Source organism: Neobacillus mesonae (assembly GCF_023715155.1).
Lineage (GTDB): Bacteria > Bacillota > Bacilli > Bacillales > Cytobacillaceae > Neobacillus > Neobacillus mesonae_A.
In genome coordinates this window covers 1-15351 of the sequence record NZ_JAMBNQ010000029.1, presented here as the reverse complement: position 1 = coordinate 15351, position 15351 = coordinate 1, and the positions used below count along the sequence as shown (strand labels likewise).

Below are 15351 nucleotides of genomic sequence, written 5' to 3'. Positions count from 1 at the left end.
TAATAGATTTGATTAAAAAAAGCGAACAGCCTTCAGCAAGAGGTGTTCGCCTTCCATCCTAGCCCCAAATCTCTTTAGAAATATCTACAATATATTTCAGCTTCGCCCATTGTTCTTCTTCCGTTAAAATATTTCCGTGATGAGTAGAAGCAAAACCACATTGCGGGCTAATGCATAATTGCTCTAATGGGACGTATTTTGCTGCTTCATCTATACGTGCTTTAATATTTTCCTTATCTTCTAATTTCCCATGCTTTGATGTGAATACGCCCAGTACTACTTGAGGGCCGCCATCAGGAATGTATTCCAATGGTTTGAAATCTCCAGAACGATCATCATCATATTCTAGGAAAAATCCGTTTACTTTTTCTTTTGCAAATATGGTTGGAGCTATTTTGGCGTAACTCCCTTCAAATGCCCATTTAGACCGGTAGTTACCACGGCAAAGGTGAGTCGTTACGATTAAATCTTCCGGTTTATCTTCTAGTACACCATTCGCAACACGTAATGCTAAATCTATTAATTCTTCACGCGAATAGCCGCTGTCATTAAATGGAACTTTCGGTGCATTAAGGCCTGCTATATAGACATCATCCAGCTGTAAGTAGCGGCAGCCCGCATCATAAAATGCCTTGATGGCATTGCGATATGCTTGTATCACATCATTTGCATATTCTTCAATGTCTGGATAAATTTCTAGATTGCGGACACCTGCATTAAATAATTGATTGGGACTTGGAATGGTTTGCTTCTCAATTGCCCGCTCTCCAACAATTTCTTTAAACAAGGTAAAGTCCTTTACATGTGGATGATCCGGGTTAAACGAGATTTTTCCAGTCACACGGATATTGTACTTTTCAGTTTCCTCCCCTACGAATTGATAACCTTGTTCTGGAATATATCCTTCTATACCATTTAAATGTTCTAAAAAATCGGTATGCCAAAATCTGCGGCGAAATTCTCCATCTGTAACAGCTTTTAGTCCAACCTCAATTTGCTTATCAACAATTTTTTTAATTTCCTCTGTTTCAATTTCGTACAGTTCTTTAGCCGTAATGCTGCCTCCCTGAAAATCCTTTCTGGCCTTATGAATTCTCTCCGGCCGCAATAAACTTCCCACATGATCTGCTCTAAATGGAGCCTTCACCAGCGTCTTTGTCATAACGAATCTCCTTCTTTCTTTAAGTTTCATTTCTTAGCAGGCTGCTTCTTTTGAAGTAAGGTAAGTGTAGCATAGCCAAATCGTTATAACGTAACACCTAAAATCTATTTCTTGTTATAGCTTTAAACTATATCCGTTGTAATTCTTCTTCAATGGTTTCTTTCAAATATTGAATATAAATATTGGCCAACGAACTATTTTTTACATTTTTATGGGTAATATACCCTATATGAATCCTTTCCTCTACGTTTAATGGAACAGCAATAATGTCTTTACCATTTAATTTATGACTAATAACACCTGTTGATATGGTGTAACCATTTAAGCCAATCAGTAAGTTAAATAATGTAGCACGGTCACTCACCCGTATATTTTTCGGTCTGGAAAGAGTGCTAAGAATCTCCTCTGAAAAATAAAAGGAATTGTAATCTCCCTGCTCATAAGAAAGATAGGGATAAGGATATAAATCAGACAATGTAACAGAATCTTTTTTCGCCAGAGGATTGTTTGAACTAATAAAAATATGTGGTTTTGCTTCAAACAGCTCATGAAACTTTAAGTTTCCCTCTCTTAGAAACTTATGAATTACCTTTTTATTAAAATCATTAACATATAAAACACCAATTTCACTACGTAAGTTTTTCACATCATCAATGATTTCAAATGTCCTTGTTTCCCGTAAAGTGAACTCGTATTCCTCTCTGTGATATTCTTGAAGCAGCCGTACAAAAGCACTTACTACAAATGCATAATGCTGGGCGGATACAGAGAAATTTTGCTGTATGGATCTTGTCTTGGTATAGCGATTTTCAAGCAGTTCAGCTTGTTCCACTACCTGCCTTGCGTAACCTAAAAATTCCGTTCCTGCAGGGGTAATCAAAATCCCCTTATTGGTTCGTGAAAAAATCGTAATCCCTATTTCCTCCTCCAGCTCTTTTAGTGCGTTTGAAAGACTTGGCTGACTGATAAACAATCGCTGTGCCGCTTTGTTAATCGACCGGCTCCTTGCTACTTCAATCACATATTTAAGTTGTTGTAATGTCATCTTCCATCCCTTTTCTTTATATCATTTTTATTAAATTGAAAAAAAGGCGCTTTTAGTCTAGAGCACCTTTTTGAACATGAAACGAACGTTCATTTTATAGGACATTTAATGGTGGAGTACCCATGAATGCAGTGTAATGCTCCGTCCATTTTTTACATCCCCTTATGTAAGATTTCTAAAACAGTTCTTAATTCGGCTGCTGGAATCTGTCCAGGCGCTGATGCGCTCTTTCCAGCACCAAAAGTGAAAGCTGATCCAAACACTTCGCTGGCTAAGCGGCTGATTACACCTTTCCCTCCCATTGACATCGTTATCAACGGACGATTCGCATATTGGGTTTTCATCGTGTGAGTTGCATCGAGAAGAGTAATCACATCATCCACAGATGTCGGCATGACAGCGATTTTAGGAATATCTGCCCCATACTCCTGCATTTTGCACAATCGGGAAATAATTTCATCTTTTGGCGGAGTTTTTTCAAAATCATGATTTGACATGATGACATAAACGCCGTTTTCTTTTGCAATAGAAAGGATGGCATGGACGTTATGATCACCTGAAAACAATTCGACATCCACCAAGTCAATATTTTTTGTCAGGACAGCCGTTTGATTTAATTTTAGATAAAACGCATCACTAATCTCTTTATTCCCGCCTTCTTTATGGGTGCGGAAAGTAAACAGCAGCAGTTGATCCGAAAAAATATCTCTTAACTTGGCAATCAAATCTTTTACTGCTTCTAAATCTTCAACATTCTCATAAAAATCGACACGCCATTCCACAACATCCGGCCTTAGCTCCTTTACTAGTTCTGCCTCTTGTAGAATTAGTTCTTTTGTTGTCCCGACCAAAGGAACAATTATTTTCGGAATTCCTTCCCCAATCGTTATGTTTTTAATTTTCAAAGTGTTCATTTCTAGTTCCCCTCATATATTATAAAAAAGTAAACATTTCTATCGACCGCTGTCTCAAGTCAATTTCAGCTATTAATGGCCAGCCTCTTCCGAAATCGTAATCCGCAAAAGTTTTTCTGCTTCAGAACTCGTCGAAATCCCACAAATATAAATGGTTTAAAACAGTAAGTTTAAAAGCGAAAAATAATTCTTAACTTTTACTATTATTGCACATCTAGTTCAATATTTGTTCTAAATGGCAGGAAATTTAATTACTCCTAATTCAAAGCAGAATCATTCAGGCGGCTCAGTTCTAAATACTTTATCACCTATACAGTCGAAAAAATGCCTAGCTGATGGGCAGCTAAGCATTTCTTTTTGGCTGGAATTACATTTTAATTTTTAACTAACCGATTTAAAGTAAAATTTACAAATACTTATTCGAAAAGAAACTTCTTCTTTTTTCAAAGTAACCAAATCAGACATCTATCCTAGAATTTCTTTTGCTTTTTCCTTCATTTCCTTATAGCGTTCATTTAATAGATTTACGATTGTGTCATCAATCGTGAAATGCATCATAATGGCCTGTATTTCACGTTTAGAGAAACTGCCATAATCATGTATTTTATATCCTCTGCCATTAAGTTTATAACTTACCATAAAACTATCAGCTTTCCTTTCTTCTCTCGGATAAACTTGGACAAAATGAAGAACAGCTTCTTCACATAAACAATCTGGATTCATACAATAGGAATCTGAAATTAAAAATAACTTTCCGATATAAGCACAGTGAAAAAAATCGTTATCTTGATTAGGGAAAACTTCTGAATAACAAACAGTGATGCCCTTAGCCATCTTGTTTAGCACAGCATACATATTACCGCTCCTTTAATAATTTTAATCGGCAATATTCCCTCTTAGTCTAATTATGAAATTTTTTTTCTCTTCAGCATTTTAATTGGAAGTTATTTTAAAAAGGCATGTAAGCGGAGTTAAAATGATGAAAACGAAAGAGGAAGTTTGCGGAATTAATAGAAGTCAAATCTAATTTTAAAATTATTTATGCTTTTTTATTGTGGTTTCGACATTTTTCCACCTCCATTTTAGTAGAATTATATCACATTTGCTTTAGGTATTACTGCGTATATTCAGAAAACTTTCTACAAATTTGTGAACATTCTGCTGAATGGAAATGAATAGCTTTTTTGGCGATTCTTTTACTCATAAACCTTTTTAAAACCAAATGACTTTATCTCTAATGCACAGAAAAGAGGGATCTCTAGAATCCCTCTTTTCCTGAATACTATTGATGAATTAATTCTAAGAACGTGCAGATCGTTAAGATGCCCATATCAAAGTTTTCTAAGTGAAAATGTTCATTTGGAGCGTGCAAATTTTCACCTGGCAAACCAAATCCCATTAAGACAACGGGTGCATTTAAGGATTGGTTAAAATCCGTTACAATCGGAATAGAGCCGCCTTCTCTTTTGTAAACAGGCGGATTCCCATACACATTTTGATAAGCTTCAGCCGCTTTTTGAATCATTGGACTGTCAATAGGCGTTAAAAATGGATATCCCGTATCTTGTAGAGTCACTTTTACTGTACATCCTTTTGGTGCATGTTCCTCCAGATGCTTTTTAAGGGACTCCTGAATCTTTTTAGGATTTTGATTATTGACGAGACGGCAGGTTATTTTGGCATGGGCCTCGTTTGGAATGACGGTTTTTGTCCCTTCTCCCTGAAATCCGCCCCACATTCCGTTTATCTCCAATGTCGGCCGGGAACTGGTTCTTTCACGGTAAGGATAATTTTGTTCCCCTCCAGTCAAATCCGTTAAACCTAATGACTGTTTTAGTTTTTCTTCATCAAAACCCAATTCCTCAATCTGTTGTTTTTCAAGATCTGTTAATTCCTGGACATCATCATAAAAATGGTCAACATTGACCTTTCCATTGGAATCATGAAGAGTTGAAAGCAGCTGTACTAAAAGATGGTTTGCGTTCTGTACGCCGCCGCCGAACATTCCTGAATGTAAATCAGAATTGGCTGTTTTAAGGGTAAATTCCAGCGCGCATAGTCCCCTTAATGAACAAGTAATAGCTGGGACTCCTTTATCCCACATATCCGTATCAGAAATTAGGACTACATCACAGGATAGTTTCTCTTTATTTTCATTTAAAAAGGCTGGAAGATTAGGACTTCCGATTTCTTCTTCCCCTTCAATGCAAAATTTAATATTTACAGGCAATTTCCCTTCCGATTCCATTAGGGTCTCTACCGCCTTGATATGGAGGAACATCTGCCCTTTATCGTCTGTAGCCCCCCTTGCAAAAATCTTTTCGTCACGTACGTCCGGTTCAAATGGAGGAGTTTTCCATAATTCAATCGGATCAACCGGTTGTACATCATAATGGCCATATACTAACACAGTTGGAGCATTTTCCTGATGAATCCAGTCTGCATAAATAATGGGGTGACCTTTAGTCTCGATGATTTCAACATGCTCCATTCCAATGTTCTTCAATTTTCCTGCAATCCATGAAGCAGCTTTTTGAATGTCCTCTTTATGTTCAGATGAGGAACTTATGCTTGGAATGCGGAGCAATTCTTTTAATTCTTCAATATTTTTATCATGATTATTTGATAAAGTATCGGATAATTGGCTCATTTTATCACCTTTTCCATTTTATTTTCCACTACTTATTTTATACAAAAACATAGAGAAAACCTACTCAAAGGGTTGTTAAAAAATGTAACGGATTCCCCAAATGCATGAATACCATCAGCGGGGCAGATGATAGATATAGTTCGTTATAACCGAAAACAGTAAGGAAATCAGATATTTGTTAGAGGTGATTTTCCCTATTGAAACTTAACATTTTCCATCGTGTTGGATTAACATTACATGTCTTAAAATCGTCACTTGCGGGAGGAGTATCATGGTTTGCTGCTTCATGGATATCTCATAATCAACATCCTTACTTTGCCGCACTTGGTGCCATTCTTACCGTTCAGGTAACGGTGGCTAATTCTATTTACAAAGGAACTCAGCGTATCATTGGAATTTTTGGCGGCGTTATTGTTAGTATTATTGTTGGCAAATGGTTATATCCAACCCCCGAATCCATCATGCTCGTTGTCCTGATTGGAATGGCCTTCGCCACGGCACTCCGGCTGAAACCCGAGGCTATATCACAAGTGGCTGTGAGTTCTATTCTCGTACTTGCGTTTGGTAATACACCTGGATATGCAATAGACCGTATTATCGAGACCATGGTTGGCTGTCTCATTGCCATTTTGTTAAATATCGTGTTTATTCCTCCAAATCCTATTCCAGATGCTGAAAGACAGATACTTCATTTAAGTAAATATGCATGTACGGTACTTAAAAATCTGGCAATCGCTTATCGGGAACAGGCACTCCGGGCCATTGATATTCCATATGTGCAAGAACTTGTTGACGAGACGAAAAAAAGTTATGAAGCCGTACAATTAGCACACCAAAGTTTACGATATAGTCCTTTATTGTATAATCAAAGAGCTCGCGTTCTTGCGTTATCCGAAGTAATTGAACGGTTTGAAAGGATCACCATTCAAATTCGTGGAATTGCTAGAGGTCTGGTTGATATTGGCCGGGAAACACAGCCAAACGATCATTTAATTGAAGCGATGATATCAACTGCATCCTGTATCGGGCTTATTGCCAGCAAGGAAATATTCCATTCAAACGAACTTGTTAAGGAGCTGCAATCGTTAACTAAAGAAGCCATGACAAAACAAAATATCTGCTTACTAAGCTTTAAAGAAATCGAATCATTAGAACTGCTTAGAAATCTAGGCAGTATTTTAACTGACCTGCATAGGATTTTAGTTGAAGCAGACAGCGGTACCCAAATTGTCTCGAGGGAATTCGAATTTGAATGGACGCCGGTAAAAAGTTAAGTTTGTTCTTTAAAAAGGACATAAACATAACATGGTTATCGTATTTTTTGATAAAAGTTCATCTTCATTTCACCCTAAACTGTTCTATCTTTGAGAAATAAAAAATAAATATAGCCATTGGGAAGGAGTTGTATGAATGTTTAAAACCAACATTAAGAATCTATCAAAAATTGACATGCAGGTCACCACTTCAAACGAAAAGGAAATATCCCTTAATAATGGAACCAAGGTATTCAGTACTACATTAAAAAGAACTCGACCAATTCTTCCTGGTAAATAATAACCAATTATTCTGTAATGCCTTGTAAATAGAACGTTACTTTTGTAAAATTAAGCCAAATAAGGGGGCGATGCTTATTTGGCTTGGAAAGAGAAATTTAAACAATTTGGGTTACCAGGTTTCATTGTCTTTGTTATCATCTCTTTATTTTCAATTTATTTAATCACCAATAACTCCGAACTTCTAAGAGATCTCCACGTAAAAATGTCCAAGTTTATGACTTCAGATTTTTTAAAATACCAGAACGAAAAAGGTCCAATTTTACAAGCACTGCAATTTACTTTATTAATTTTAATTTATGGTTTATTTCTTTTAGGTTTGGTAAATGCTGTTTTAATGGTTAAGAATGTAATACTGAAAAGAACTCCTTCCATTATTTCACATAATGACAGTGAATTGTACTTAGAGCTCGAAGATAAGCTGGGAGATGTATTAGCAGCATTTGATCAACATTCTCCCCTTAGAGTCATTGATGAAAAGCTTACGATTTTTATGATGTCTCATCATGCAGAAATCAAAAGAATATTTGGTCTTCCAGAACGTCAGATTGAATTTGTCTGGTATTTTCAAGGGAAAAATAATGATGTCGAGTTGGTTTATTTAAAAACACCAATAGACATCGAAGGTGCAGCTAAATTAATTAACTCCGCGCTGGACATGCCTTATGTTCGGATACAAGAGCCTTCTGTCAACAACAGAATGGAATTACGGGAAAGTCCTATTAAACAATTTATTACTGTTCGAAATTACGGTAATTTAAAATTAGGACTAGCTGTATTTATCCTCAAAGAAAATATATTTACAAAAGACAACTTGAAGGAATTTATTTACTTTACATCGAAAATAATCTTGTTAGGAACGAATAACCGATTTTTAAGACATTTTAAAAGGAAAAAGAATTCAGGAAATTAGGAGACGGCTTTTATGGAGAGAACAGTCAAAGCAAACACCATTGGTTCCTCCACGATCAAACGCAACGGCGCGATTGTTAAAGGAACAAAAGGCAAGCGGATTGCCCATCTGAGCAATCTCAAGGAAGATGTTAGTATAGCTGCCAATAGAAAAAAAACACATGCATAAGAAAATTGCAAGCGTCCTCGGAACATGCAAAGCTTGTTCCTGCATGATTTTTCTTACCATAGTGGTAAGAGGGGGATAAGCACAAAACTCATCCATCAAGAAGGCTGCTCACCGGCCTTCTTGATGGATAGACTTATGTTTTTATGCCGCCAGGCGCAGGAGCTGGACAATTTTCGAAGCAGGAAGTTAAAAAAAAAGAAACGGCACTTAAAATTGTGCTGTTTCTTTTTTTCTATCTATAACCCCGCAATTTCGGGGATGGACTCTCTGCTAAGGAGTTCTGGCAAGAGGTCTGGGACAGGTAAATAAATGAAACCATTTCCCTCAAGTTTTGGTGAATTTCCTAATGGAACAGACCTCTTGATTAATTGGGCATATAGTTCAGGCTCCGTGAGATTCCTCTCAAAGCTTGAATTAGCTAATACTTTTATTAGAGCCAATGCTCCGGAAACATGAGGTGTTGCCATGGAGGTCCCACTTAATGATGCATATTTTCCATTCAAATAGGTTGATAGAATTTTTTCTCCTGGCGCCACTACGTCTACTTCATTATTTGAATTGGAGAATCTAGAAGGATTTCGTTGCAAGTCAATTGCACCCACACTGATTACTTCATTATAAGAACCAGGATAAGCAAATTCATCTGTCGAATCATCGCCATCCCCTTCATTCCCCGCTGCACAAACTACCAGAATATTGTTTTGCACTGCTTTTTGGATTGCTTCATGCAATTCTGGAACATCTACGGGGCCGCCCAGCGACATCGAAATAATATCAGCCTTTTGCTCGATTGCATAGTGAATTCCATTTATAATCCATTCGTATTGACCTGATCCGTTTTTGTCAAGAACCTTGATAATAAGCAAATTGGCCTCAGGCGCTACTCCCACAACACCGCGATTGTTTTGAATGGCAGCAATCGTTCCTGCAACATGGGTGCCATGGCCATTGTAATCTCTGTAAACCTCAGGATTTCCATTATCATCCTTTGTAAAGTTTCTTCCGCCAATAATCTGGTCTTTTAAATCCGGATGGGTTAAATCACAGCCAGTGTCCAAAATAGCAACTGTCATTCCTTTTCCCTTTGTTTTCTCCCAAATTTTTGGGGCTTGAATCATTTCAACCCCTTTAGGAACTTCATTGACCTGTTCTACTTGTTCAACTACTAGATACGGAATCAAACTTACCTTTCGCTCCATTTTTATTCCCTCCTATAGGATAAAGTGAACCTTCAATCAGTGAGGTTTTTTTCCACTCACACTGATTGATAGTCAAACCAATCGGGCTTTTACGGACAGTTATCCCCACTTGTACTTTCTGCTAGCGCTAAGTCTTAAAGTGGAGTTTATACTGCACGTTTAAGCGGGATAAAATTGAAGTCTATCAAGGATGTTATTAGTAGTTTAACAATTCCGACTATTGTTTAACAGTTACTTTTGAAGTATTTTTTAGAATTTCTCTATTATACAATACTACTAACTGGTTAATAGGTATCTGTATATAATCATAAAAATCTCCCTAAACGCCTACACCGCTTCTAAATAACACACTAGTTCGTGAAATGTTAACAAAATATTCACAACTTAAAGATTATGGGGTCAATTATTTTAATAAAATTGACTTGGAGTTTGAAATTTTTGGAAAGGATGTGGCATATGGCCTATAAGTCTCGAACTTTGCCTGAGGAATTAATCATTTTTAGAATATTAAATAAGCGAATGACTTTGTCCGAAAAGGATAGTCAAAGGTATTTCCACCTAAAAAAAGGGTATGAAGGGGAAGTACTATTTGATGAGTTAACCGAGAAACTTCAATGCGAATGCCTTATTCTGAACGATTTACTGCTCAAGGTAAATAATACTATCTTACAAATTGATACGCTGATTATTTTTTCAAAAAATGTCTACTTTTATGAAGTAAAGAATTTTGAAGGCAATTATTATTACGATGCTAAAATCAAATCGACTATATAAGCTCCCCAAGTCTGAATATAATAATCCTCTTCACCAAGTGAATCGAAGCGAATCCCTGCTTCGCCAATTGCTTCAAAATCTTGGAATTAGTTTAACGATTACCGGCAAGGTGGTTTTTGTTAATTCCAAATTTACCCTTTATCAAGCTCCCCTTGACATACCTTTTATTTTTCCAACGCAGATAGAGAGCTATTTAGAAAGACTGGGAATAACACCATCAAAACTAGATGGAAGACACAAGAAGCTGGCAGACAAAATTATTTCTCTTCATAATTAAAGATTCTCCCTATTCACCATTACCAACTTATGAATATGGACAGTAAAGAAAAGGGATGACCTGTAAAATCTGTGACTCTTTTGTGGTTTCAGTCCACGGAAAAAAATTTGTTTGTGGGGATTGTGGACATGAAGAGCCCGTTACAGCTGCTATTTTGAGGAATGTAAGAGAATATCAGCTCCTTTTTCCCAATAGAAAGATTACTACTAATATAATTTTTGAATGGTGTGGGGTTGTAAATTTAAAGAAAACAATTCGAAGAGCCTTAGAAAAACATTTTAAAAAAGTTGGGGTTCATCAATGGACGTATTATGTTTGAATATTGATGAAAGACTTTTTATACAGATCGGTCCTTCAACGGCTGGATGATGGACTTTTCTTCTGGTCTTTTACACTGATTGGTCCTTCAGCGGTTGGATGATGGACTTTTCTTCTGGTTTTTTACACTGATTTGTCCTTCAGCAGTTAGATGAAGGACTTTTCTTCTGGTTTTTTACACCGATTTGTCCTTCAGCGGCTGGATGAAAGACTTTTCTTCTGGTTTTTATACAGATTTGTCCTTCAGTGGCTGGATGATGGACTTTTCTTCTGGTTTTTTACACCGATTTGTCCTTCAGCGGCGGGATGAAAGACTTTTCTTCTGGTTTTTATACAGATTTGTCCTTCAGTGGCTGGATGATGGACTTTTCTTCTGGTTTTTTACACTGTTTAGTCCTTCAGCGGCTGGATGAAAGACTTTTCTTCTGGTTTTTATACAGATTTGTCCTTCAGCAGCGGGATGAAGGACTTTTCTTCTGACTTTTTACAATGATTGGTTCTTCAGCGGCTGGATGAAAGACTTTTCTTCTGGTTTTTATACAGATTTGTCCTTCAGCAGCGGGATGATGGACTTTTCTTCTGACTTTTTACAATGATTGGTTCTTCAGCGGCGGGATGATGGACTTTTCTTCTGACTTTTTACCCAGATTAGTCCTTCAGCGGCGGGATGAAGGACCTTTCTTCTGTTTTTTTAACAAGATTGGTCCTTCATTAATCTAAAAAAAGAAATATATAATCTTCCCGGGTAACTACTTCCTAGGAATAGCCGACAAAAAAGGATTATCAACTGCTGCAATAATGCTTTCGATTACTTCAGTATTTTCGTTTATTACAGCCAATCTGTTATAAAACCATGCTTACAATCACTGATGATAAAACACTAACTAATGTGGCCCCGTACAATAATTTTAAACCAAACCGGGCAACTGTATTCCCCTTCTCCTCATTTAGGCTTTTTACTGCACCTGCAATAATTCCAATTGAGGAGAAATTTGCAAATGACACAAGGAAGACAGAAATTATTCCAGTGGTTCGCGGGCTAAATCCTGCGTTCGTTTTTGCCAAATCCATCATAGCGACGAACTCATTTGTCACCAGCTTTGTTGCCATTATTCCTCCTGCTCGTACAGCTTCTGAAAACGGGATCCCCATAATAAAAGCAACAGGTGCAAAGATATATCCTAAAATCCCCTGAAATGAGATGCCAAAAACCAAATCGAAAACGTCATTGATTCCTGTTATTAAGGAGACAAATCCGATTAACATCGCCCCGACAATAATAGCTACTTTAAACCCGTCAATTATATATTCGCCTATCATTTCAAAGAAGCTTTGTTTCTCCTCTTGAATAATAAGAATATCTTCACTTCCTTCTATAGTATAGGGATTAATAATAGATGCAACAATAAATCCGCCAAATAAGTTCAGCATTAATGCAGTGACGACATACCTTGGTTCAATCATAGTCATATAGGCGCCTACAATGGACATCGAGACAGTCGACATAGCTGAAGCACATAGTGTATAGAGGCGATTAGAGGGAAGACGTCCCAGCTGCTTTTTAACTGTAATAAATACTTCCGATTGGCCTACCATAGCCGATGCAACTGCATTGTATGACTCTAACTTCCCCATGCCATTAACTTTACTTAATAACAATCCAATTGCTTTCATAATTATAGGCAGTATTTTAAAATGCTGCAAAATCCCAATTAAAATGGAAATAAACACGATAGGAAGCAACACATTTAGAAAAAAGGGTGCTTGGCCTTTATTTGCCATACCGCCAAAAACAAAAGATACTCCACTGTTAGCATAGGACAATAATTTACTAAAAATATCAGCAAACCCTTGGATTAAAATAAAGCCAAATTTTGTATGTAATAATAACCCTGCTAATAATACTTGAATAATGACCATTAAAATGATAGGTCTTATTTTTATATTTTTTCGATTATTACTTGCCAAATAAGCAAGTCCCAAAACAACAATTAATCCAAATAAAGCAATAACGTATTTCATGTTTCCTCCGATGCTGCAGTTATTTCTAGAAGTGTATTCCAAATCGGGGTACAATCCTAAAGATTTTCTTATTTTTTATCATTAAGTTTTTTTAAAAAATAAATTCATTAAAAGAGCTTATAAGCTAAAGATTTTATTTTTTAATATCATATTGACTCTTAAATTCGAAAATTTCATCTACAGCCTGGCGATACCCACCGGCTTTTCGCAAAGATTCCTTCATTTTTGCTGCAGCTTTGTGATAAGATATCTGAATTAACACATGTTCTGCGGCTTCACGTAGCTGTTTTTCCGATAAGCTTTCCATTTGCAGCTGAATCCCTGTCCCTGTATTGGCAACTTGACCGGCAATGACCGGCTGATCTGCGCTTTGCGGGATCACAATAAGCGGAACCCCATAATAGAGACCCTCGTGGACACTGTTCATTCCGCCATGTGTAATAAATAATTTCGAGTATTTTAGCAGCTCAATTTGTGGAACATAATTTTTTACAATAAAGTTTCCAGGTATCTCTTCCAAATCTGAAGTTCGAGTTTTTTCTCCAATCGACATGACCACAGTATAATCCGTGTTCTTAAATGCATCGAAGCACATTTTATAAAAATCCATCGCCTGATTAAAAACTGTACCTAATGAAATGTAAATTATCTTTTTCCCCTTGATTTCAGTAAAGTCGAAATCTCCAGAGGTTAACCGCTTAGAGATGGATGGACCTACAAATTTATAAGTTTGATCAAATTCCTTTCCAAGAGGTTGAAAATCCCTTGATGTATAAACGATTGTAAGTGGTGCAGGGTTGCAAAATACTTCATACGGAGAATGGATTTCCACCCCATATCTTTCTTCTGCCTTTGCCGCCAGCCTCTGATATTCAGTATAGGTTTCTGCAGGTATGTGTTTAGAAAGATGCAGCAACATTTCATCGAATGACGTTTTCATCTGGGCAAAAGAAGTACAGGAACTAATCGCTGGAAGTTGAAGGAGCCGGGCAAGTAAGCGGCCGCATCCAAACATCGAATCATGGATAATGTAATCAAATTTCTCTCCTTTAATTTGCTCGAGAACACTTGGTATCATAATATCTGCCGTATGTAAAAGACCATTGATTCTTTCAAGAAAATTATTTCTTCCTCCAGAGATAAAAGCATTTATAAATGTTTGAACATCAAACGTTTTGACAGTTGCACCTGTCTTCTCCATACGCTCTCGAAAATCCTCGATTGTAAAGTAAACTACCTCTTCCCCACGCTTAATCAGCTCTTGCACCACACCAATAGTCGGATTGACATGTCCTTCTGAACCGCCATTAATAAATAAAACCCGTGCCATGATAAAGACTCCTTCTATTCATTATTCTTAGGTAAAATTCCCCTATTATCCCAGCTCAAATTTATCATAGTCCTTGGAGATTTCAAATCCTTCTTACTTTGAAAAATCAATGCCTCTGTCTCAAATGAAATCATAGTAAAAACACTCATGGGAAAACAGGCTTACTTCTTATGTGGAGAAGCCAGTAAAATCACTGGTTAATTTAGGGGATTTTTACTATTGAATTTTAATGATAAATAAAGCCTATTGGCGACTGAAACTGGATGAATCAAGCATCCTAAGTCGCCAATAATGATTATTGACGACCGAATCTGGGTGAATCAAGCATCTTAGGCAGTCAATAAATGCTATTGGCGACCGAAATTGAGTAAATCAAGTGGCTTGGGTAGCTATGGAAGGCAACTTCCTTCAAAAAATTTAAATTCTGTTTTTCATCGGAGCTATGAAAGACTACTTCCTTCGAAAAATTTAGATTCTGTCCTTCATCTGGGCTATGAAAGACTACTTCCTTCGAAAGATCTGAATTCTGTCTTTCATCTGGGTTATGAAAGACTACTTCCCTCAAAAACTCCAAACTCTGTCCTTCATCGAAGCTATGAAAGACTACTTCCTTCGAAAAATTTAAATTCTGTCTTTCATCTGGGGTATGAAAGACTACTTGCTTCAAAAAATTTAGATTCTGTCCTTCATCGAAGCTATGAAAGACAAGTTCCTTCGTAAAATCTGATTTCTGTCCTTCATCGAAGCTATGAAAGACTACTTCCCTCAAAAAGTCCAAATTCTGTCCTTCATCGAAGCTATGAAAGACTACTTCCCTCAAAAACTCCAAATTCTGTCCTTCATCGGAGCTATGAAAGACTACTTCCTTCGAAAGATCTGAATTCTGTCTTTCATCTGGGTTATGAAGATAAAGTCCGTATAATTGTGTAAAAAAAAATGAGTCATTTTATTCATTCCTGGCAACACTGTTTTCAACCACGATAAACAATGAAAAGAGGAATAAAATGACTCAAGTACAGTTTAACC

General features: G+C 36.8%; 15 protein-coding genes. 6 read left to right on the top strand and 9 right to left on the bottom strand.

The genetic code is table 11. The annotated features are described in order from the left end of the window. Positions 1–58: 58 nt before the first annotated feature. The 5 genes from M3183_RS19355 to M3183_RS19335 all read right to left on the bottom strand — a co-directional run bounded on the left by M3183_RS19355 (position 59) and on the right by M3183_RS19335 (position 5771). Positions 59–1162, bottom strand: coding sequence for a 5-methyltetrahydropteroyltriglutamate--homocysteine S-methyltransferase (locus tag M3183_RS19355; protein WP_251472251.1), 1104 nt, complete (start codon positions 1160–1162; stop codon positions 59–61). A 127-nt stretch (positions 1163–1289) separates the two neighbouring features. Next, entirely contained in the window at positions 1290–2207 is a 918-nt protein-coding gene (locus M3183_RS19350; protein WP_251472250.1) for a LysR family transcriptional regulator, read from the bottom strand. Positions 2208–2359: 152 nt separating this feature from the next. Beyond that, positions 2360–3121 (bottom strand): type I 3-dehydroquinate dehydratase, encoded by a 762-nt coding sequence (aroD, locus tag M3183_RS19345; RefSeq protein ID WP_251472248.1) that lies wholly within the window; start codon positions 3119–3121, stop codon positions 2360–2362. 465 nt (positions 3122–3586) lie between these two features. Beyond that, complete coding sequence (locus M3183_RS19340) at positions 3587–3976, bottom strand: hypothetical protein (protein ID WP_251472246.1); 390 nt, start codon at positions 3974–3976, stop codon at positions 3587–3589. A gap of 427 nt (positions 3977–4403) precedes the next feature. Beyond that, complete coding sequence (locus tag M3183_RS19335) at positions 4404–5771, bottom strand: dipeptidase (RefSeq protein WP_251472244.1); 1368 nt, start codon at positions 5769–5771, stop codon at positions 4404–4406. A gap of 197 nt (positions 5772–5968) precedes the next feature. Between M3183_RS19335 and M3183_RS19330 the strand changes: the two genes are divergently transcribed. The 4 genes from M3183_RS19330 to M3183_RS19315 all read left to right on the top strand — a co-directional run bounded on the left by M3183_RS19330 (position 5969) and on the right by M3183_RS19315 (position 8405). Next, positions 5969–7045: an FUSC family protein gene (locus M3183_RS19330; RefSeq protein ID WP_251472242.1), complete on the top strand. Its 1077-nt coding sequence runs from the start codon at positions 5969–5971 to the stop codon at positions 7043–7045. Between the two features lie 136 nt (positions 7046–7181). After that, a complete protein-coding gene (locus M3183_RS19325; protein ID WP_251472240.1) occupies positions 7182–7325 on the top strand; it encodes a hypothetical protein in 144 nt (47 codons plus the stop codon). 78 nt (positions 7326–7403) lie between these two features. Then, a complete protein-coding gene (locus M3183_RS19320) occupies positions 7404–8237 on the top strand; it encodes a hypothetical protein (RefSeq protein ID WP_251472238.1) in 834 nt (277 codons plus the stop codon). Between the two features lie 12 nt (positions 8238–8249). Continuing rightward, complete coding sequence (locus M3183_RS19315) at positions 8250–8405, top strand: hypothetical protein (RefSeq protein WP_251472237.1); 156 nt, start codon at positions 8250–8252, stop codon at positions 8403–8405. 236 nt (positions 8406–8641) lie between these two features. Here M3183_RS19315 and M3183_RS19310 read toward each other — a convergent pair whose 3' ends face one another. After that, positions 8642–9604, bottom strand: coding sequence for a S8 family peptidase (locus M3183_RS19310; RefSeq protein WP_251472235.1), 963 nt, complete (start codon positions 9602–9604; stop codon positions 8642–8644). Between the two features lie 393 nt (positions 9605–9997). Here M3183_RS19310 and M3183_RS27340 point away from each other — a divergent pair, with 393 nt between their 5' ends. Both M3183_RS27340 and M3183_RS27335 read left to right on the top strand, forming a co-directional pair. Beyond that, positions 9998–10378, top strand: a complete 381-nt coding sequence (locus M3183_RS27340; RefSeq protein WP_311315385.1) for a nuclease-related domain-containing protein — start codon at positions 9998–10000, stop codon at positions 10376–10378. Continuing rightward, a complete protein-coding gene (locus tag M3183_RS27335) occupies positions 10332–10655 on the top strand; it encodes a nuclease-related domain-containing protein (protein WP_311315387.1) in 324 nt (107 codons plus the stop codon). Before M3183_RS27340 ends, M3183_RS27335 begins: the two co-directional genes overlap by 47 nt. 1161 nt (positions 10656–11816) lie before the next feature. Here M3183_RS27335 and M3183_RS19300 read toward each other — a convergent pair. From M3183_RS19300 to M3183_RS19290, 3 genes are all read right to left on the bottom strand, one after another. Next, positions 11817–12995, bottom strand: a complete 1179-nt coding sequence (locus M3183_RS19300; protein WP_251472234.1) for a NupC/NupG family nucleoside CNT transporter — start codon at positions 12993–12995, stop codon at positions 11817–11819. 133 nt (positions 12996–13128) lie between these two features. Next, entirely contained in the window at positions 13129–14325 is a 1197-nt protein-coding gene (locus tag M3183_RS19295; RefSeq protein WP_251472233.1) for a macrolide family glycosyltransferase, read from the bottom strand. A 337-nt stretch (positions 14326–14662) separates the two neighbouring features. Beyond that, positions 14663–15154: a hypothetical protein gene (locus M3183_RS19290; RefSeq protein ID WP_251472232.1), complete on the bottom strand. Its 492-nt coding sequence runs from the start codon at positions 15152–15154 to the stop codon at positions 14663–14665. Positions 15155–15351: the final 197 nt, after the last annotated feature.